Here is a 20,222-nt window from a genome sequence, read left to right on the forward strand (position 1 = left end):
GGTTGTATTAAACCTACTTAGCCTTTGATTTCCACTGGGGTACTTGGAAGATTGATTAGGTGCGCCTCAATAAACTCTGAGTAAGTTAGGTCACCACGTATTGCATTCTCAAACATAGGTAATCTGTGCATGAGCTGCCAAATAGGTCGAGTCATCACGTCTGAACCATTTGTGCCTTTAAGTACCTCTTCGCGACTTTCCTTATCCGGACAAATGATTGCATTTAACCAATAGTTTGACTTCGCATACTCTGGCTCAGTGACAAAGTTAAAATCTGTACCTTTGAAGAAGTTTTTATAGCCTTCTGCAAGCAATCTCTTTTGCTTCAAATACTGCTCGATAACTTCCATCTGTGCACATCCCAGAGCAGCATTCAGGTTAGGCATGCGGTAGTTGAAGCCAGGTTCATCATGGAAGAACTCATACGGGTGAGGAACTTTTGCTGTCGTCGTGACATGCTTAGTAAGCGCACCAGATTCTTGAGTCTTACATAACACCATGCCACCACCACCTGTGGTAATGATCTTATTGCCATTAAAGCTAACAGCACCAAAATCACCAATAGTACCGGTGTGTTTGCCCTTATAGAACGAGCCTAGACTTTCTGCGGCATCTTCAACCAACGTGATATTCCATTTCAGGCAAACGGCAACCAGTTCATCAATCTCTACAGGGTGACCAAACGTGTGCATAGGTACAATGGCTTTGATTCTTCTACCTGTTTTTTTATGGATACACCACGCGTCTGTGACTTCAGCATTCTCTTCTAAAAACGCATCCACAGCCTTAGGACACAACCCTAAACTCACTGGAGATACATCCAGAAAAATAGGCTCAGCCCCCATATGATAAAGAGCATTGCAGGTGGCAACAAAAGTCAAAGCTTGCGTGATGACCAAGTCACCTCTTTGAACATCAGCCATGTACAATGCAGCATGTAATGCTGCTGTACCGTTAACTGTCGCTACAGCTTTAGCCGTACCAGTGTAAGCTTCAATCTTGCTTTCAAAATCATCAACAAACTTACCGACGCTAGAAACAAATGTACTTTCAATCGTTTCCATTACGTACACTTTTTCGTTGCCATCAAACGTTGGTGCATGCAAGGGAATAAATTCGTCTGTTTTGTAAGTATCTCTCACAAATTCAACAATAGATGTCGCTTTCATTGAATACTCCACTTACATCTTGCTATCGAGGTATTTACCCGTTTCTTTGTGCCCAAAATCAGGGATCATGGTAAAGAACAGTTTCACAATCTGCTCTTTATTCCAAGCTTGCTCACCTTTCATCTCAGAGATGCTGCTTTCAAACAAAGTAAGAAGCTCTTGATCATAAAGAGGTTCATTTTTGATGATGCCCAGATTTTCGAATCGAGACATATCCAGCTCTTCTTTATCTGTAAAAAACTCTTCGAAGTCTTTTTCACCCGTTGTATCACTTGCAGTAAACAAACATGGCCACTTGCCCTGCTCTGGAAGCGTATGTGCAAGTTGGCGTGCTTCTTCTTCTGTTTCACATAGGTAGGGCTCAAAGCCAAGTTGCTCTAGGTATTTCACCGCAATATCTGCAAACGAAATAAGATGTAGAGCTTCACTCAGTTTCGGGAAGAAAATGTCACGGTTTTCACCAAAGATACAGGACATCAAACATAATTCCCCCGATTCTTGAGGAGTTACAAAATAACGCTTGATGTCGTTTGGAGCCACGATAGGTTGACGCTTTTGGATACGCTGGTTAAACCCATGCAGTAACGAGCCGTCAGAGAATGCCACATTTGCGAAGCGTGCCGTTGATATTGCCATTTGCTCACTTCTTCTCATCAAGAACATTTCCATAATACGCTTTGATGCCCCCATCATATTGATTGGGTTTGCGGCTTTATCTGTGGAAACACAGAAGTACTTTTTCACACCTGCATCGATCGACTGCTGGATCGTTTTGTCTGTATTAAAAACGTTTACATCGATCATTCGCATCAATGTATAGGGATCTTTTTCACTTCTAACATGCTTTAGTGCAGACAAGTTCAATACATAATCGAACTTACTATCGCCTTTAATGAATGCATCGTACTCTAAAGAACCAATATCCAAAGCAAATGTTTGGAAGTCACCATCAATATAACCAAATGAGCTACGGATATCTCGAACAAGCTCTACCATATTGTTTTCACTAATATCGACAACATGTAGCTTCTTAGGGTTACGTTTAAAAATTTCTTTAGTTACAGCTTGACCGATTGAACCCGCTCCGCCAAGAACCAAAAATCGTGACTCAGAAACTATACGTTTTAGATCTTCATCATGAGTACTAATGTCTGTACTAAATAGCTCTTTTTCACGACCAATTAATGGCAAAATATTACTCATCTATTTTGTTCCTAGCTGCAAATACTTGTATCTCCATCTCAAACATTTAACCTGGCTGAGATAGTTTTGTACTTTTTTAGACCATTTAATTTAAGTGAGCCCTTGTAAAACCAAAAGATCACTTACTTTCAAAAATAGCTCCTTTAGGCTCAACTAAACCGATTCACTTAACGTCAGTTTATAAAGATCATAGAATGATACCTGATCAGATTTAAAATCTCTAACTTCATCTAACAGCAGATTTTCCTTGTACATACAAAATAATGGTATAATCACAAAATCATGATGACGTACAGAGAAACAACAATGATCATAGTAACCGGCGGCGCTGGCATGATTGGCAGCAATATTGTCAAAGCGCTAAATGAAAAAGGCATTAGCGACATCTTAGTTGTTGATAACCTTAAAAATGGCAAAAAATTTCAGAACCTTGTAGATCTAGACATCGCTGACTACATGGACCGTGATGACTTCCTAACACAAATCATGGCTGGCGATGACTTCGGTCCAATCGATGCTGTATTCCACGAAGGCGCATGCTCTGCGACGACGGAGTGGGATGGTAAGTACGTGATGCTCAACAACTATGAGTATTCAAAAGAGCTACTTCATTACTGCTTAGACCGTGAAATTCCATTCCTATATGCATCTTCTGCTGCAACCTATGGTGAAACAAACACTTTCGTCGAAGAAAAACAGTATGAAGGTGCGCTAAATGTTTACGGTTACTCTAAACAGCAGTTTGACAACTATGTTCGTCGCGTATGGCAAGATGCAGAGCAGCACGGCGAGAAACTATCTCAAGTGACAGGTTTCCGTTATTTCAACGTATACGGTCCTCGTGAACAACATAAAGGCTCAATGGCATCTGTTGCTTTCCACCTAAACAATCAAATGAATGCGGGCGAGAACCCAAAACTTTTCGCTGGTAGCGAGACGTTCAAGCGCGATTTTGTCTATGTTGGTGATGTAGCAACAGTAAACCTGTGGTTTATGGAAAATGGTGTTTCTGGCATTTTCAACCTAGGTACAGGTAATGCAGAGTCATTTGAAGAGGTAGCTAAAGCGGTGATTGAATATCATGGTAAAGGTGAAGTGGAGACGATTCCGTTCCCTGAGCATCTCAAAGGTGCATACCAAGAGTTTACTCAAGCTGACCTGACTAAACTTCGTGCTGCTGGCTGCGACCATACATTCAAAACCGTAGCACAAGGCGTTTCGGAGTACATGGCTATCATTAACCGATAAGCCTCTCCGTTAAGTAACAGCTAAAATAACTTATAATAAATTATCGTTTGAGGATCTTACTGTGAAGATTGCAGTCGCAGGTACAGGCTATGTTGGCCTGTCGAATGCCATGTTGTTGGCGCAGAATCATCAAGTAATCGCGCTTGATATCATTGCTGAAAAAGTTGAGATGTTAAACAACAAACAATCTCCGATTGTTGATGCAGAAATTGAACACTTTCTGTCTAACAAGGAACTCAACTTCAAAGCAACCGTTGATAAACACGAAGCCTATAAAGATGCGGACTTCGTCGTGATTGCAACTCCAACTGACTATGATCCTCAAACGAACTACTTCAATACTTCCTCCGTGGAAGCAGTTATTCGTGATGTTAAAGAGTTGAACCCTTCTGCTGTTATGATCATCAAGTCAACTGTCCCTGTTGGCTATACCGAGAACATAAAGCAAGAATTAGATTGCGAAAACATCATTTTCTCTCCCGAGTTCTTACGCGAAGGCAAAGCTCTGTATGATAACCTGCACCCGTCTCGTATCATCATCGGCGAACAAAGTGAACGAGCTGAGACATTTGCAAACCTATTAGTTGAAGGTGCAGAAAAACAAGATATCGATGTACTGTTCACTAATTCAACTGAAGCGGAAGCAGTAAAACTGTTTTCTAATACTTACCTCGCTATGCGCGTTGCCTACTTCAATGAATTGGATTCATACGCTGAAGCTCATGGACTCGATAGCCGCCAAATCATCCAAGGTGTTGGTCTAGACCCTCGTATTGGTAATCATTACAACAACCCTTCATTTGGCTATGGCGGTTACTGCTTACCAAAAGATACTAAACAACTTCTGGCAAACTACGATAGTGTGCCAAATAACATTATTGGTGCCATTGTTGATGCAAACCGCACCCGTAAAGACTTCATTGCCGATAGTATTCTTAAACGCTCGCCGAAAGTAGTCGGTATTTACCGTCTTATTATGAAAGCAGGCTCGGACAATTTCCGCGCTTCTTCAATTCAAGGCATTATGAAGCGCCTGAAAGCGAAAGGCATCAAAGTTGTCGTATTTGAACCAGTGCTTGAAGAAGAACACTTTTTCCATTCTGAAGTGATCAAAGATATCGAGAAATTCAAAGCGATGTCTGACGTTATCGTATCTAATCGTATGGCAGAAGTATTAGAAGATGTAGCTGAGAAAGTTTATACTCGCGACCTATTTGGTTCAGATTAACACGACTTTATGACGGCAAAACGCAACGACTTTGACCCGCAAATCTACAATCCTCAGTTCCAATGGGTGTTTTTATCACCTAAATATTGGGGTACTTGGCTAGGACTGCTGGTTGGAGTCGTTATATCTTTGCTGCCACATGCTGTTCACAAAGCGATCGCTAATTTTCTCGCACACTTCATCGTCAAAGTGAAAGGCGGTAGCGTTAAGCGTGCTCGCATTAACCTGCTACTCTGTTTCCCAGAAAAGTCAGAAACAGAGAGAGAAGATATTCTAAAGAAGCAATTTACAGTCGCAATCTGTTACTTGCTTAACTTTCCATCAGTAACACTTCGCAGCAAAAACTGGCTAGCTCGCAACGTAGAGTTAATCGGTGATAAGCATCTTCTACAAAACACTTCGCAAAACACTATCCTGCTGGTCCCGCATACTTGGTGTATTGATATTCCAGCGATCTATCTCGCGTCTACAGGACTACCAGTGACGGGTTTTGTGAAAACTCAGAGCAATGCACTGTCTGATTGGTTAATGCATAAACAACGTGTGCAATATGGTGGTAAGATATACGAACGCAGCCAAGGTATTAAGCCATACATCAAAGCCATTCGTGATGGTTACTTGGGCTATTATCTACCCGACGAAGATTTAGGCGAGAAAAACAGCGTATTTGTCAATTTCTTCGGTACACAAAAAGCGACAATGGCTGGGCTCGACAAGTTCGTTCGCCTTGGCAAAGCTAGGGTTGTGCCATTATTTTCCGTAATTAATATGGAAACGGGAAAATTTGAGATCCACATTGCACCTGAAGTAACGCTGACTGGCGATGAAACGAAAGATGCTCGCACACTCAATGCATACATTGAGAACTGCGTCGGCAACCAGCCAGAACAATACATGTGGATCTTAAAGCTACTCAAGACTCAACCACCAGGCATAGAAGAGCCTTACGTCTCCGATCAATATAAGTTTTAAGGGTAACTGATGAACATTCTAATTATTGGGCCATCTTGGGTTGGCGATATGGTGATGTCACAGAGCTTGTATCGCACCCTTAAGCACTTACACCCAAACTGCCAAATTGATGTTATGGCACCAGATTGGTGTCGGGCAATTCTGTCCAAAATGCCAGAGATTAATCAAACGATTCCTATGCCTATCGGCCATGGCTCATTGCAATTAGGCTTACGCCGTCAAATGGGTAAGCAGCTAGCAGGTCAATATGACCAAGCAATTATACTACCTGGCTCGCTCAAATCCGCACTAATTCCTTGGTTTGCTGGCATTAAGCAGCGCACCGGCTGGCTAGGTGAAATGCGTTATGGATTACTGAACGATTATCGCAAACTCGGCAAGCAAGCCTTTCCTCTCATGGTAGAGCGATATGTTGCACTGGCTTATGAAAAACCAAGCTCAGCCAATGAGTTGCCAAAGCCACTACTTTACCCAAAACTCAGTGTAAACAATGAAGACACCGCTACAGCTCAGCATAAATTCAATATTGATACCTCTAAGCCGACTCTCGCCATATGTCCGGGGGCGGAGTTTGGCCCAGCAAAACGTTGGCCACATTATCATTACGCAGAATTATGCAAACAGATCATCGCTCGCGGTTGGCAGGTCATTATCTTTGGTTCTGAGAAGGATCATGCTGTTGGTGAAGAGATTCGCCAACAACTTAATCAACAAAATAGTGAGCGATGCTTCAACCTTGCGGGGAAAACTTCATTGGAGCAAGCTGTAGATTTAATGGCCGGATGTCACGCAGCTGTGACGAATGATTCTGGGCTGATGCATGTTGCTGCTGCCGTTGGTCTACCTTTGGTGGCGGTTTATGGGCCTTCATCACCAGACTTTACGCCGCCACTATCCAGTAAAGCGAAAGTAATTCGACTTATCGATGGCTACCTTAAGATCCGCAAAGGTGATGGCGAACAAGGCTATCATCAAAGCTTGATCGATATTCAACCAGATATGGTAACTCAGGCCTTGGATGAATTATTAGCCCAAGAGGATGACGAGTGAGAGTTCTAATCGTTAAAACCTCCTCTATGGGGGATGTTATTCATACCCTACCAGCACTGACGGATGCGGCCAAAAACAACCCTAACATCATCTTCGATTGGGTAGTTGAAGAAGGTTTCAGTCAAATACCGAGCTGGCACCCAAACGTTGGAACAGTGATACCTGTTGCGATTAGGCGTTGGAGAAAACGGCTTTTTAGTCAACAAACTAGAAAAGAGTGGCAGACATTCAAGCAAGCAGTAACTCAACATAATTACGACCTAGTTATTGACGCTCAGGGACTCGTAAAAAGCGCATTTCTCACTCGCTATTGTCAATCACCAGTGCATGGCTATGACAAAAGCTCCGTTCGAGAGCCATTTGCAAGCTTGTTCTATCAGCACAAACACAGCGTGTCGACCCAGTTACACGCAGTGGAACGTATACGCCAGTTATTTGCTTTAGCTATCGGCTACTCCATTCCAAATGATAAAGGTGATTATGCTATTGCTAATCGCTTCTTAACCGACGAAAAGCGAGCAAACTATTTAGTGTTCCTCCATGCGACGACCCGAGATAGCAAGCATTGGCCAGAAACACATTGGCGAGAGGTGATTGCCAAGGTAAAAGAGCACGGTATTGAGGTTCGACTGCCTTGGGGAGCGCCTCATGAAAGAGAGCGTGCTGAAAGGCTTGCTACAGGATTTGATCACGTGACAGTTTTACCTAAGCTAACCTTAGAGCAAGTGGCTATTGAACTAGCGAATGCGAAAGCTGTTATCTCAGTTGATACAGGCCTTAGCCATCTTGCAGCTTCGTTAGATAAACCCAACATTACGCTATACGGCCCAACTGACCCTGGCCTAATCGGTGGGTATGGACAACAGCAGCACTATCTGTGTGCATCAGATTCAAATAGCAATGACATTAATGTCATCACTGCCGATAAAGTGATGACTAAATTAGAAGCAATGATCAAGTCGTAAGGTCTTTTGATGATTACTCCATGGTTAGAGCAATACCTGCCAAACCCTATTGACTGGAAAAAAATCAACCGTGTGTTAGTGGTAAAACTGCGCCACCACGGTGATGTTCTTCTAAGCTCTCCGGTTTTTCAGGCTCTTAAAAATCACCACCCTCATCTACAAATCGATGCCTTGGTTTACCAAGATACTGCGCCGATGCTAAAAGAGCACCCAGCAATAGAACAACTATTTTGCATTGATAAGAAATGGAAAAAGCTAGGCCCTATTAAGTCGGTTGTAAAAGAGTACTCGTTGCTGAAACAACTAAAAAAACAGCAGTATGACGTAGTAATCAACTTAACCGAGTCAAGACGTGGCGCATGGATTAAAATGTTTACTGGCGCTAAGTTTGGTATCGCTGGCAACTACAAAAATCGACAAGATAAATCTTGGAAAAAAGCGTTTCCACTTCGCTACCCTCTGCCACGTTTTGGCAATACACGCCATACTGTTGAAGTTCATTTAGATGCATTGCGTAAAGCAGGAATTCAAGTTCAACAACAAGACAAGCCGCTAGTATTGAAACTTGATCAGCAAGACTACGAGAAATGTTATCAATTACTCGAGAGCACAACTGCTACTGATGGAAAATATATTGTTATGCACCCAACGTCTCGTTGGTTGTTTAAAACTTGGCGTCTAGATAAGTATCGAGAATTGATTGAAAGACTACTTGAAAAAGGAGAAACGGTGGTGATCTCTGCGGCTCCTGATGAAGTAGAGATGAGCTTAGTCAACCATATTCTAGATGGCTTAGAGCACTCTAACCTAGTTCGACTGGAAGGGAAGCTATCACTTCGCTCACTCGCAGCACTGGTTGACAAGGCAAAGCTAATGATCGGTGTCGACTCCGTGCCTATGCACATTGCAGCTGCGATGAACACGCCTAGCGTTTCCTTGTTTGGCCCAAGTGGTAATATTGAATGGGCTCCTTGGAATGACAATGCCACTGTCATTACAAGTCAAACTCATACGTGTCGACCTTGCGGTTACGATGGATGTGGCTCAGGTAAAATTAGCGAGTGTCTAGCTACGATTGACGTAGATACCGTTTACAAAGCGATTCAGCAACAATTGGAAAAAGCATGACTAAGTTAGCTATCGTCCGTCAAAAGTATCGCCCCGATGGCGGAGCAGAAAAAATCATTGCTCGCACATTAAAGGGGTTAGAAAACTTAGACCTAGATATATCTGTGATATCCAGCAGTTGGCCTGAAGGCAATAATCAGTATAACCATATTGAAGCTAAAACATCAGGCATCACTCGTAAGGGTAAAGCAAAAAGTTTCTATCACAGTGTCCAAGATGTTCTCAAGCAAAACACATTTGATATTGTTCAATCGCATGAACGTATCGTGGGCTGTGACATCTATCGAGCAGGCGATGGTGTGCATCGAGAATGGTTAAACATAAAAGCTAAAACAAGCAACAAAATCGCCAACCTAGCTACCAAGTATGATGGTTTTCATCAGTTTATCCTTGGTTGTGAAAAAGAAATGTTTGAATCACAATCTCTACAAAGAGTCATTTGTATTTCAACTCTGGTGAAAGAGAACATTGCCAATCACTTTGATATTGCAGAACAAAAACTCGTTACAATAACCAACGGAATTGACTGCTCTCGTTATCAACCGAGTGACGACAAACAAATCAGCAAGCAAGAGGTAGGGTTCAACCCCAACGACCGCATCGTTTTATACGTAGGCTCAGGGTTTGAAAGGAAAGGTGTTAGTGATCTCATCATGGCAGCTAAACTACTGCCGAAACATTATCACGTGGTTATTGTTGGTCACGATAAAAAACTAAAACACTACCAACAACAAGCAACACAAATTAAGTCAGGGGCCAAAATCACCTTTTTAGGCAAACGCAATGATGTGGCGAAACTAATGCAAGCCAGCGATCTTTTAGTTCATGCAGCTCACTACGAACCATTTGGGAACGTTGTATTAGAAGCCATGGCTTCGGGCATTGGTGTCATTACCTCAACTCAAACAGGGGCAAAAGATCTCGTTGACGTTGGAGAGAATGGTTACATTTGTGAAACCTATAGCGCAGAATCCATTGCGGACAACATCCTAAAATTTGACAATGATAGTGACGTTTTTAAACTAGGCCAAGCCGCTAGAATAAAAGCAGAGCAACAAACTATTTCGAGCATGATAACTGACATGCAGGCGCTTTATACCAGCTTGGTTTAAAGCTTGATTCCTTCTGGCCATTACTACTAGCAGATAGAAATGCCACAACAGCAGACACTAAAACAATTATGACTAAATCGCTGAAAATTCTTCATACAGAGTCCTCCTGTGGATGGGGTGGTCAAGAAATTCGAACACTTACCGAGTCCCAAGGAATGATTGCTCGTGGTCATTCTGTGGTTATTGCTTGCCCAAGCGATTCAAACATCTATCGTGAAGCGAAGCTACGTGGTATTGAAACGGTTTCTCTGCCTATCAATCGTAAAAACTTAACTGGCCTATTGGCTATGAATAAGTTCTTAAAGCAAAACAAATTTGATGTGGTCAATACGCATAGCTCGACAGATAGCTGGTTGGTTTCCTTATCTTTAGCGTTTAAGAGCAAGCGCCCAGGAATCGTTCGAACTCGACATTTATCAACAACAGTTCACAACAAAGCCGCAACATTATGGCTGTACAAAAAGGGCAATGACTTTTTAGTCACTACCGGTGAAAAGCTGCGTGAAACCCTTCATCGTGATAACGGCATTTCATTAGACAAAATGCAATCTATCCCAACCGGTATTGATGAGCAGCGCTTCGTTCCAACTGAAGATAAATTAGCTGCAAAACAAAACCTTAATTTGCCAACCGATAAGAAAATTGTCGGTATACTCGCAACAATTCGAACTTGGAAGGGCCATGAGTATTTGGTCGAGGCTCTGAGTTCACTTCAACGTGACGATTACCACCTTTTAGTCGTTGGTGATGGCCCAAACAGAGCAAATGTAGAAAGCAAAATAGCAGCGCTAAATATGAACAATAAGGTGACACTAGTCGGTAACCAAGATGATGTTGTGCCTTACCTACAAAGCATGGATCTATTCTGCTTGCCATCTTATGGTAACGAAGGAGTGCCTCAAGGCATCATGCAAGCCATGCTATGTAAACAACCAATCATCTCAACCGATGTTGGCAGTATTAGCGAAGTTCTTCATCATGAGAAAAATGGCTTACGTGTAAACACCAAAGACAGTCAAGACTTAGCCAAAGCCATCGGCATCTTACTTGATGATGATTCACTACGCGCTCAATTTGCTGAACAAAGCTACGCCATCGCATCAGAAAACTGCACCATGACAAAAATGGTCGATGAAATGGAAAGCATTTTCCAACGCGTTCGCAGATAGTTTATGTCTTCAAGACTGCAATTTCGCCTATTACAGCTAGGAGCTTTGTTTATCAGAGCTCCTAGATTACTTTTTAAGCGTAAATACATTGCCGACCCAAAGCGTATTTTAGTTATTCACCAACTGCTGTTGGGAGATGCTTTAATGGCGACGGGGTTACTCGCACAACTTAGAAAACAGTTTCCTAACTCAGATATCGTTGTCGCAGGCCCGCCACTGCTCAACAGTGTATACAGTAGCCACCCTTATCAAGTTGAATTTATTCCATTCAACCCCAAAAACTGGCGAACTTTCTTTTCTCTTTGGCGAGAGAAAACGTTTGATCATGCTTACGTTGTCTTAGACAACCGCTTTTCTTGGACAGCTTTTGCCATTGGCTGCCGCAATATCATCGGCTATAAAAACACTAAGAAAAGCTACAAGGATGTCCCTTTCAGCCATTTACTGCCGTTCCCAAATCAACAGACATCGATAGTAGAAATCATGTCAGGTTTAGTCGATGGACAAGAAGACACATTAGAGTTTCAACCAAATCAATGGCCAAGCCCTGAAAGTAAACCATATCAAAAGCCTAACAAACCTTATGTGGTGATGCATATTGGAGCCAGTACGCCATTAAAACACTGGCACAATAGCCTTTGGCTTGAACTTGCTCGAAATATCAAATTGCTCGGCTATCAGCCCGTCTGGAGTGCTGGCCCCGGTGAAGGCAAACAAATAGAGGCGATTGACCCGCAAGGGCTGTTCCCCTCTTATGCAGAAAAATTGAACTTGGCGCAAATGTGGCATCTAATAAAAAATGCAGCACTATTGGTCTGCCCCGATACTGGCATAAGCCATATTGCGAAACACACATTTACACCGACAATTTGTCTTTTTGGCCCAGGGAACAAAGCTCTCGCTGGTTACAGTGATTTTTTTGCGAAAGCACCATTTTTAGCGTTGGACTCAGAACCTGACTGCCGTAATCAACATACTTTTTTTAAACGCCAAATTGACTGGGTACAGCACTGCAAACGTTCAGTGAAGCAATGCCCTTATCAAGGTAAGTGTACAAAAGACATTAAATTCGAAACTGTATTAAGCTCTGTACAAGAAATTTTGTCCGCAAACACCGCCATCAATAGAGAGTGAACACTATGACAAAACGCATTTTTCAACTCAACTTACAAAAACACTTTGGTGGCGGCGAAGTATATACTCACTTTTTATGCCAAGCACTGGACCGCTTAGACATACCGCATACGCTGATCACTAGCGATGATACCAACTGCTGGGATACGCTAAGTTTTAACAAAACCAAATTAGAGAAATCTGCTGCGAACATAAGTAGTATCCTCAATATCGTTGGTAAAGAGCCAAGTATTTTCATTACCCATGGTAATGTTGCCGCAGAATGGCGAGAAGCGATAAAAAGTGCAGGCCATAAACTGATTGGCATTGCTCATATGCCACTCTATGGTCGTAACCCTGATTCATATTTAGGTTATGATGGCGTTATTGGTGTATCTCAATACGTAGTGAATAGCCTTAAAGATAGCAATACATCTAACGTATACGAAAACCCATGGTATGGCGTTGCATCACTAGAGCGAAATGTGAAACCTCATCAGCAACTAGTTGCCAACTCAAAGTACGACTGGGATCTGCGTAAAGGCCGTGACCGCTTGTTTTCATGGTTAGAGCCTCTTTACCTTCCACTTAAAAAACAGCAAGAGTGGCATAAAAAAGAAGGCATAACTGTTGGCATTGTTTCTAGAATAACCCCGATAAAACAGTTCCCACTTATGTTTGAACATATCGCTAAAGCTTTGGCGGATGTACCCAATCTGAATATCGAAATTATTGGTAGTGGTGGATATGCTTCGGTACGCGATCTTAAAAAAGCGCTTGAGCCGATTAAAGATAAAGTAAGATTTTGGGGATTCCAAAACGACATTAATCAAGTATACGGCAATCTTGATTTCTTACTCACTGGGCTTCCAGAAAAAGAGGCATTAGGCCTTAATGTCATTGAAGCACAAGCTCTTGGCTTACCGGTACTTGCAGTAAACGCAATGCCTTTTACTGAAACGGTATTAGATGAAAAATCAGGCTTCTTGTTTACTGATCCACGAGAAGATAATGGCCAACATTTAGCTAAAATACTAACAGACATCCAACCTGATAAAGACAAGTATCCAGAACCATTAAAGCATGCAGAACACCTACACCGATTCTCATTAGATAGCTTTACTAAGAGAGTTGAACAATCCCTAGAGTGGTTATCAAACTGAGGATATGCAAAAGTTCTCGTTTAGACCCGACTTAGAAGGATTACGAGGTTTTGCCCTTCTTTTAGTCATTCTATTCCATTTCCAAGTTCCCCCTTTTACAGGAGGGTATATTGGTGTGGATATATTCTTTGCGTTATCAGGCTACTTAATTACTAGTATTATTCTCAAAGATTTACATTCGAATACTTTCTCATTTCGTGAGTTTTACTATCGAAGATTTATTCGGCTAGCACCAGCAGCAATCTTCGTAGTTACCATTACTTTCATTGCTTTCTATTTTGTTTTAGCGCCAATCGCTTTTGTTGACTTCGCCCGAAGTAATCGTGAATTTTTTACTTTTAGCTCCAATTTTTACTTTGCCAATGAACTTGATGACTACTTTGCAGCTTCAGCAACGAGCCTACCTCTACTGCATACTTGGTCGCTCGCTGTTGAATGGCAGTTCTACTTTTTATTTCCAATAGTTCTTTTTGCTTGTAAAAACTCCCTAGCAATTACAAAAGGTGTACTAATAGTTCTACTTTTCACGCTAAGTGGGTTCTCCGTTGTGCTATCATCAGAGCCGAGCAGTTACTTCCTAACCCACACTCGCTCCTTTGAATTCGTTGTCGGTGCTCTAGGTGCAATTTATCTGCGTGAAAAAGATTTTAAGCATAGCAACATTATCAGTTCAGCGGCCTTAGTGTTGCTATTCACGCTAGCCATTCTTTTTAGCAAATCTCATCCATACCCTGGGTGGTATGCCATAAGCGTATCAATATTAACCCTTATAATCTTGTATACTGGGAAAAGGAACTCTTTCCTCAAGCAACCTACTGTAAGGTGGCTAGGAAAAATATCTTACTCTATCTACTTATGGCATTGGCCTATCTATGTCTGTCTAAATCTAAAATTAGGCTCACTAGGCTACCTTGCAACATGCGGAGCATTAATTGTGTCTCTATTGCTTGGCCATTTTACTCAGAAGTACATTGAGAATATTGCTAAACATAAAGTTAAAACCTTTAAAGGTAGCTTTGGACTTCTCGTTTTGTCTCCTTATGTTATTGCTCTTATTGTTTTTTCCATTATTCGTGAAAATGACGGCATGCCTTCAAGACTAGGGCCTGTAGCAGAACAGGCTTATAAGATAATTAAAGAAAATGAAAACCCTTTAAGATCTCATTGCCATGCATTTACCGGTAAAACTTTGGAAGAATGCACTCTGGGAGAAAAAGACAGTTATCAGAAAACAGCGTTAATTATTGGGGATTCTCATGCCCTGCACGCACTAGAATTTTTTGATGTAATCTTTAAAGATGCAAACATCAAAGGAACAATCCAAACCGAGCCAAGATGTTTAATGCACCTTGAAACAGTGTCAGGTGATAACCCATCAAGGTGCAAAAGCAGAACGGATGAATTATATGAGCTCATCAAAAGTAGTAACTACGATTATGTGGTGCTTGGTCATAAATGGAGAGAGTACGAAAAACAGCTAGCCAATCGAGCTCTTTCCAACTCTATATTTGCCATTAATAGCACTGGAGCAAAGGTGGTTATCTTCATGCCAATAGCTGAAGGCAACGACGACAATTTGTATGAATGCTTCTATCGAAACTTAGATGACCTGTCTGTTTGTGATATACCCGAGAAAATGTCTAGAAAACGACTAAAGAAAGTTAGCGAACAACTTAATGTATTGACTAGCGTCATATTCATCAACCCAAAAGAAGTTCAATGCTCTGACGGTATATGCTCAACAACCAAAGATGGTATTCCTATGTATACAGACTCACACCATATCAATGAGTGGGCTTCAAAAAGACTGGCAATTGACTATTTAACGACACATCAAAACCCGTTTAAATAATAGAAAGGCCTCTACGAGGCCTCTTTTTTTTCAATATTATTCAACGCTAAAATCATTCCAATGATCAGCCAATATAAAATTAAGCTATTTCGAATGAAGAAATCATCTGTCATACTTTTGAACATAAAAACAGACAAAAAAGTAAATAGAATAAACTGGGCGTTCTTATCCTTCCTCACGTCCCTCATCATAAATGGACTAAAATACAAAACTAGGAACAAAGCAAGGCCAATGAAGCCAAGTTGCAAGACTTTGTTCATTAGTACATTGTGAGAATGCATCTTCGTCAAAATATTGAAGTACGGAGGATGGTCATCAAAATGTTCTTTAGGTGACGTATAGCCTGCTCCATAACCTTTTAAAGGCTGATCTAGTGCTTTAGCGCCATAGTACTTCCACATCCATACTCTTGCATCATTTTCACTAACATGCACAATCGTATCAACGACCGACCCTTGGTAGTTGCTTTTAGTCGCAAAACCTTTATAAACGACTCCAATACTCAAAGGGACAACCGCTAAAAGAAGCAAAACTTTCCAAGCCCTCGGTAATGATTTAGCTAAGTATAATGCCAATAAAACAGCAATTAACGCGATACATACAATACCCATGCGATTTCTAGTCAGAATCATTGAATATGAAAGTATCAACTCATAAGCGATAAATAGAGTGAATGACGCTTTTGATAGGTCTTTCAATTTAAAAATAAACAGACCAAAGCAGGCAAACAACACTAGCAAAGTGGAACTATCACCCACTCCCGGATCTTGCTTATCAATAAAGCGTTGGAAGCCTTCACCAAATAAACTTAAGTATTCTACAGCAACCAATAACAAACTAAACAAAACACCTGATAGCAGCATAGTCCAAAATACTGCTCGCCAAATCTGAAGCTTGGCAATCACAATATAACCTAAAACCAGGCCCGCAAAACTATAAAGCACTTCTTTTCGAAGTCCGTTGTACACTAATTCAGGATGCTCTGTCCAAAGCAAAGAACATGCATACCAAACAGTAAAGCCTAACCAAGCAAATAAAACGGGCTTAATTTCAATCGTTGTACGCCAATTGAACCCGCCGTATATCAAACCTAGCGCTAAACAAACCACCACCACACCATTCATGTCAGAATATGGTAAGGTTAAAATTGCACCAAATAAAGGCAACAAGAATAAGATCTTAGAATTTACTAAATCCTTCATAACTTTAAGTAGTGCTCATAGGCTTTATCTGCGGTAATCGAATCTGAGTTATCATCAGAAGCTTTAATTAACTGGTAATTTTGGCACCAAGGGCGCCAGCGCTCAACAATAGTATCACCAAAGAATACGAGCACTTTCTTCTTCAGAGCCGCAGCTAAGTGCATCTGACCACCTTCACCACACACCACGGAATCACACAACGAAAAACCTGCGATAAGTTCTTCTACTGTTGCCGTAGGCATGGCAACTACATCTAAATCTTTGGTTAACTCAAGTACCTGCTCTGCACGAGCATCATCGCCTTTATCATTAATATCTTCAGCGCGAGCTGGTGCCCAAAACAACAAAAATTTAGCCTGCTTGTTCTCAGCAATCATGTGCATCAACTTAGAGTAGTTTTCTACACTCCAGCGATTTTTAGGTCGACGCACACTAATGTGAATACCCACCACTTCTTCTGCGGCTAAATCGCCAGCTTTACTAGCCATCGCCTTAACGTCATCATCAACAGGATAAATACGAATGTCAGGTAAAGTTGGGATAGGCTTATTGAACGCCTTGAGATAGCTGCAGACATTCTCTACATGATGGTTTCCATCAATATCTTCAGGCTTAAACGGGTGAGTAATTGCCTTATCGCCTTCAATTTCTGCTCCAATAATGTTTTTAGCACCGAGTTTTTTAGCGATTTTAAGGCTGTGCTTACAAGGAAGGGGATTGGCTAAAATAACCGTATCAATATTGAGTGAGCGAAGCTTCAGAATAGTCTTAAAACGCTGCCAATAAATACTTAGCACTGATTCACCTTCATCACGATGCTTAGCTTTTTTATAAATAAAAAGCTCTTCCACATGAGGGTTGCCTTTCAGGACAGGCGCGTTCACCGTATTTACGTAGGCGTAAACGTTAGCTTCTGGGTAAAGTGTTTTTATCGACTCGAATAGTGGTGTGGTACAAACCAGATCACCAATATTATCGCGTCGGATGACCAGGATATTTTTTACGTTCATCTAACATTGCCTATTAAAAATGTGTAAGATCATCCTATTCTATATAGGCGCTTAGTATCGATATGAACCGCTTTTTTTACACACTTCTGTTGTACATCATTCAACCATTAGTATTCATTAAACTAATGGTTCGCTCACTGCGCTCTCCTCAATACAAAAACCGCATTGCAGAGCGTTATGGATTCTTTGATTTTAATCAGCAAGGTGGAATCTGGCTCCATTCAGTATCGGTCGGAGAAACCATTGCTGCAGTCCCTCTAATCCGAGAGCTACAAAACAAGTATCCGCATAAAGCGATTACCATTACTACCATGACGCCAACGGGCTCAGCCCAAGTCACCAAAATTTTTGGCGACACAGTTCAGCACTGCTACCTACCTTACGACTTACCTTGCGCGATGAGGCGCACAATTAAGCGATTAAAACCTGAACTGGTGATTATAATGGAAACCGAACTCTGGCCCAATATGATTCACCAATTAAAAAAGAAACAAATTCCTACTTTACTCGCCAACGCACGTTTATCTGCACGTTCAGCGAAAGGTTATGGCAAAGTAAGTAATCTTGTCGATCCAATGTTAGGTGAAATGACGGCTATTGCAGCCCAATACCAAGCAGATGGCCAGCGCTTTATCGAACTTGGCCTACCGACAGATAAACTGCATGTGACTGGTAGCGTTAAATTCGACATTGAAGTAACTGAAGCCATCACCAAACAAGTAACTACACTTAAAACGCAGTTAGGTGACCCAAGACCAACTTGGATCGCTGCTAGCACGCATCAAGGTGAAGATGAAATCATTATCGATGCACATAAAGAAATTCTTAAGCAACATCCAAATGCCTTATTGATTCTTGTTCCTCGTCACCCTGAACGATTCAGCAAAGTCTCGAGCCTAATTACTAGCCAAAAGCTCACTTCGCAAAACAAAAGTGAATTACAATCTCTTGCAACAGAAACTCAAGTGCTTCTAGGAGATACCATGGGTGAAATGATGAGCATGTTTGGTGTGTCTAATGCCGCGTTTATTGGTGGTAGTTTAATCGAACGTGGCGGTCATAACCCATTAGAGCCGGCAGCATTCGGCTTACCTCTCACTATGGGGCCTCATGTGTTTAACTTCGCTTCGGTGTGCGACATGCTAAGTGATAACCAAGCACTGACAACCGTAGAAAACTCTCAACAGCTTGCTGAGCAGATTCTAACTTGGTTCAATGACCCAACTATTGCTCAACAAGATGGTGAAAAAGCCTTAAATGTATTGAAGCTGAATCAAGGCGCACTAAAAAGACACTTAGATATTATTGATGAGTTACTAAACTAGATTATGAAAACACTATCCGTTGTTCTAATTGCCAAAAACTCTCAGCAAACCATTGCGAAAGCTATTGAATCTGCTGCTTGGGCAGATGAGGTTATCCTTCTCGATAGCGGCAGTGACGATGAAACCATCGCTATTGCAGAAAGCCTAGGAACAAAATGTTTTACCCATACCGATTGGCAAGGCTACGGCAAACAAAGACAGATCGCACAATCTTACGCCAACTGTGATTATGTTTTCATGCTTGATACCGACGAGCAAATAACACCAGAGCTCAAGCAAAGCATTCAGCAAGTATTGCAGCAACCTACTCAAGCAAACATTGCTTATCAATGCCCTCGTCGTAACTGGTTTATTGGCCGTTATATGATGAACTGTGGCTGGTATCCAGATAAAGTTATCCGCCTCTACCTGCGAGAAGAGCGTCAGTACAATGACAATTTAGTGCATGAAGCGCTCGATACCACTGGTGCAGCCATTGAAGATCTTCACGGTGACCTATTACACCAAACCGCACCAGATTATATCGACTTTCAGTACAAACAGCTCAAATATGCAGACAGTTGGGCGAAGCAACGGTTTGAAAGCGGGAAAAGATGCTCCCTATTTAGTGCATTCAGTCATGCCACCGCCGCTTTTTTGAAGAGTTATTTACTGAGAAAAGGCTTTTTAGATGGCAGCCATGGCTTGCTTCTATCACGAGTAATTACGCAATATACTTTTAATAAATACGCGGCTCTTTGGGCGCTTGGACAATCAGAAAAGAGTTAACACATGCAGCACGTTCTATACCCAGGGACTTTTGACCCGGTGACCAATGGTCATCTCGACATTATTCATCGCGCAGCAAAAATGTTCGATAACTTGACGGTTGCCGTGGCGGCAAACCCAAGTAAAAACACCATGTTTAGCCTTGATGAGCGAGTAGAGATCCTTCGAGATACATTAGCGGATTTACCTAACGTAAAAGTAGAAGGCTTCTCTGGATTGTTGGTCGATTTTGCTAAGCAACAACAAGCAAACTTGCTGGTTCGAGGGCTACGCACCACCATGGACTTTGAGTACGAGTTTGGTTTAACCAGCATGTATCGCAAACTTTTGCCAGATCTAGAAAGTGTATTCCTAACACCAGGCGAGGAATTCGCATTTCTGTCCTCAACCATAGTGCGTGAGGTTGCAATACACGGTGGCGACATCTCTCAGTTTGTACCTCAAGCGGTCGCAGAGCGCATTCACAACAAGCTTGCTCAGTAACTCAATCATTCCTACCCATACTAAAAAGGCGAGCTATCGAGCTCGCCTTTGTCATTTTTAAC

18 protein-coding genes are annotated in these 20,222 nt (G+C 41.7%); 14 read left to right on the top strand and 4 right to left on the bottom strand.

Annotated elements, in window-relative coordinates:
* Window positions 1-17: 17 nt before the first annotated feature.
* Both MU515_RS08995 and MU515_RS09000 read right to left on the bottom strand, forming a co-directional pair.
* Window positions 18-1,169, bottom strand: coding sequence for a LegC family aminotransferase (locus tag MU515_RS08995; RefSeq protein ID WP_260260087.1), 1,152 nt, complete (start codon window positions 1,167-1,169; stop codon window positions 18-20).
* 12 nt (window positions 1,170-1,181) lie between these two features.
* Entirely contained in the window at window positions 1,182-2,372 is a 1,191-nt protein-coding gene (locus MU515_RS09000; protein ID WP_260260088.1) for a UDP-N-acetylglucosamine 4,6-dehydratase, read from the bottom strand.
* Between the two features lie 306 nt (window positions 2,373-2,678).
* On the opposite strand from MU515_RS09000, the gene rfaD reads away from it, so the two are divergent.
* From rfaD to MU515_RS09055, 11 genes are all read left to right on the top strand, one after another.
* Window positions 2,679-3,620 carry an ADP-glyceromanno-heptose 6-epimerase gene (gene rfaD, locus MU515_RS09005; protein ID WP_260260089.1) on the top strand — a complete coding sequence of 314 codons (942 nt, stop codon included), beginning with the start codon at window positions 2,679-2,681 and terminating at the stop codon, window positions 3,618-3,620.
* A gap of 61 nt (window positions 3,621-3,681) precedes the next feature.
* Window positions 3,682-4,848, top strand: coding sequence for a nucleotide sugar dehydrogenase (locus MU515_RS09010; RefSeq protein WP_260260090.1), 1,167 nt, complete (start codon window positions 3,682-3,684; stop codon window positions 4,846-4,848).
* A gap of 9 nt (window positions 4,849-4,857) precedes the next feature.
* Window positions 4,858-5,820 carry a lipid A biosynthesis (KDO)2-(lauroyl)-lipid IVA acyltransferase gene (locus tag MU515_RS09015; RefSeq protein ID WP_260260091.1) on the top strand — a complete coding sequence of 321 codons (963 nt, stop codon included), beginning with the start codon at window positions 4,858-4,860 and terminating at the stop codon, window positions 5,818-5,820.
* Window positions 5,821-5,829: 9 nt separating this feature from the next.
* Window positions 5,830-6,870 carry an ADP-heptose--LPS heptosyltransferase RfaF gene (gene rfaF / locus MU515_RS09020; protein ID WP_260260092.1) on the top strand — a complete coding sequence of 347 codons (1,041 nt, stop codon included), beginning with the start codon at window positions 5,830-5,832 and terminating at the stop codon, window positions 6,868-6,870.
* Window positions 6,867-7,835, top strand: coding sequence for a lipopolysaccharide heptosyltransferase RfaC (gene rfaC, locus MU515_RS09025; RefSeq protein ID WP_260260093.1), 969 nt, complete (start codon window positions 6,867-6,869; stop codon window positions 7,833-7,835). Before rfaF ends, rfaC begins: the two co-directional genes overlap by 4 nt.
* A 9-nt stretch (window positions 7,836-7,844) precedes the next feature.
* Window positions 7,845-8,963 (top strand): putative lipopolysaccharide heptosyltransferase III, encoded by a 1,119-nt coding sequence (rfaQ, locus tag MU515_RS09030; protein WP_260260094.1) that lies wholly within the window; start codon window positions 7,845-7,847, stop codon window positions 8,961-8,963.
* Complete coding sequence (locus tag MU515_RS09035) at window positions 8,960-10,075, top strand: glycosyltransferase family 4 protein (RefSeq protein WP_260260095.1); 1,116 nt, start codon at window positions 8,960-8,962, stop codon at window positions 10,073-10,075. The genes rfaQ and MU515_RS09035 overlap by 4 nt, the downstream gene beginning before the upstream one ends.
* Before the next feature lie 68 nt (window positions 10,076-10,143).
* Window positions 10,144-11,244 (top strand): glycosyltransferase family 4 protein, encoded by a 1,101-nt coding sequence (locus MU515_RS09040; protein WP_260260096.1) that lies wholly within the window; start codon window positions 10,144-10,146, stop codon window positions 11,242-11,244.
* A gap of 3 nt (window positions 11,245-11,247) precedes the next feature.
* Window positions 11,248-12,378, top strand: coding sequence for a glycosyltransferase family 9 protein (locus MU515_RS09045; RefSeq protein ID WP_260260097.1), 1,131 nt, complete (start codon window positions 11,248-11,250; stop codon window positions 12,376-12,378).
* Window positions 12,379-12,383: 5 nt separating this feature from the next.
* Window positions 12,384-13,520, top strand: a complete 1,137-nt coding sequence (locus MU515_RS09050) for a glycosyltransferase family 4 protein (protein WP_260260098.1) — start codon at window positions 12,384-12,386, stop codon at window positions 13,518-13,520.
* Window positions 13,521-13,524: 4 nt separating this feature from the next.
* On the top strand, window positions 13,525-15,372 hold the full coding sequence (locus tag MU515_RS09055) for an acyltransferase family protein (RefSeq protein WP_260260099.1): 1,848 nt from the start codon (window positions 13,525-13,527) through the stop codon (window positions 15,370-15,372).
* Between the two features lie 11 nt (window positions 15,373-15,383).
* Here MU515_RS09055 and MU515_RS09060 read toward each other — a convergent pair whose 3' ends face one another.
* Together MU515_RS09060 and MU515_RS09065 are read right to left on the bottom strand one after the other, a co-directional pair.
* Window positions 15,384-16,574, bottom strand: coding sequence for an O-antigen ligase family protein (locus MU515_RS09060; RefSeq protein WP_260260100.1), 1,191 nt, complete (start codon window positions 16,572-16,574; stop codon window positions 15,384-15,386).
* Window positions 16,571-17,584 carry a glycosyltransferase family 9 protein gene (locus MU515_RS09065; protein ID WP_260260101.1) on the bottom strand — a complete coding sequence of 338 codons (1,014 nt, stop codon included), beginning with the start codon at window positions 17,582-17,584 and terminating at the stop codon, window positions 16,571-16,573. The genes MU515_RS09060 and MU515_RS09065 overlap by 4 nt, the downstream gene beginning before the upstream one ends.
* Window positions 17,585-17,646: 62 nt before the next feature.
* Here MU515_RS09065 and waaA point away from each other — a divergent pair, with 62 nt between their 5' ends.
* Genes waaA through coaD form a run of 3 tightly spaced genes read left to right on the top strand, consistent with a single transcriptional unit; the run spans window position 17,647 to window position 20,160 of the window.
* Window positions 17,647-18,909, top strand: coding sequence for a lipid IV(A) 3-deoxy-D-manno-octulosonic acid transferase (gene waaA, locus MU515_RS09070; protein WP_260260102.1), 1,263 nt, complete (start codon window positions 17,647-17,649; stop codon window positions 18,907-18,909).
* Window positions 18,910-18,912: 3 nt separating this feature from the next.
* Complete coding sequence (locus MU515_RS09075) at window positions 18,913-19,677, top strand: glycosyltransferase family 2 protein (RefSeq protein ID WP_260260103.1); 765 nt, start codon at window positions 18,913-18,915, stop codon at window positions 19,675-19,677.
* A 3-nt stretch (window positions 19,678-19,680) separates the two neighbouring features.
* Entirely contained in the window at window positions 19,681-20,160 is a 480-nt protein-coding gene (gene coaD, locus MU515_RS09080; RefSeq protein ID WP_260260104.1) for a pantetheine-phosphate adenylyltransferase, read from the top strand.
* Window positions 20,161-20,222 lie beyond the last annotated feature (62 nt).

The organism is Vibrio intestinalis (genome assembly GCF_025195085.2).
Taxonomy (GTDB): Bacteria; Pseudomonadota; Gammaproteobacteria; order Enterobacterales; family Vibrionaceae; genus Vibrio; species Vibrio intestinalis.

Coding starts and splice junctions, on each gene's coding strand:
- MU515_RS08995 (WP_260260087.1), bottom strand. CDS start 1,169: ATGAAAGCGACATCTATTGTTGAATTTGTGAGAGATACTTACAAAACA.
- MU515_RS09000 (WP_260260088.1), bottom strand. CDS start 2,372: ATGAGTAATATTTTGCCATTAATTGGTCGTGAAAAAGAGCTATTTAGT.
- rfaD (WP_260260089.1), top strand. CDS start 2,679: ATGATCATAGTAACCGGCGGCGCTGGCATGATTGGCAGCAATATTGTC.
- MU515_RS09015 (WP_260260091.1), top strand. CDS start 4,858: ATGACGGCAAAACGCAACGACTTTGACCCGCAAATCTACAATCCTCAG.
- rfaF (WP_260260092.1), top strand. CDS start 5,830: ATGAACATTCTAATTATTGGGCCATCTTGGGTTGGCGATATGGTGATG.
- rfaQ (WP_260260094.1), top strand. CDS start 7,845: ATGATTACTCCATGGTTAGAGCAATACCTGCCAAACCCTATTGACTGG.
- MU515_RS09035 (WP_260260095.1), top strand. CDS start 8,960: ATGACTAAGTTAGCTATCGTCCGTCAAAAGTATCGCCCCGATGGCGGA.
- MU515_RS09040 (WP_260260096.1), top strand. CDS start 10,144: ATGACTAAATCGCTGAAAATTCTTCATACAGAGTCCTCCTGTGGATGG.
- MU515_RS09045 (WP_260260097.1), top strand. CDS start 11,248: ATGTCTTCAAGACTGCAATTTCGCCTATTACAGCTAGGAGCTTTGTTT.
- MU515_RS09050 (WP_260260098.1), top strand. CDS start 12,384: ATGACAAAACGCATTTTTCAACTCAACTTACAAAAACACTTTGGTGGC.
- MU515_RS09055 (WP_260260099.1), top strand. CDS start 13,525: ATGCAAAAGTTCTCGTTTAGACCCGACTTAGAAGGATTACGAGGTTTT.
- MU515_RS09060 (WP_260260100.1), bottom strand. CDS start 16,574: ATGAAGGATTTAGTAAATTCTAAGATCTTATTCTTGTTGCCTTTATTT.
- MU515_RS09065 (WP_260260101.1), bottom strand. CDS start 17,584: ATGAACGTAAAAAATATCCTGGTCATCCGACGCGATAATATTGGTGAT.
- waaA (WP_260260102.1), top strand. CDS start 17,647: ATGAACCGCTTTTTTTACACACTTCTGTTGTACATCATTCAACCATTA.
- MU515_RS09075 (WP_260260103.1), top strand. CDS start 18,913: ATGAAAACACTATCCGTTGTTCTAATTGCCAAAAACTCTCAGCAAACC.
- coaD (WP_260260104.1), top strand. CDS start 19,681: ATGCAGCACGTTCTATACCCAGGGACTTTTGACCCGGTGACCAATGGT.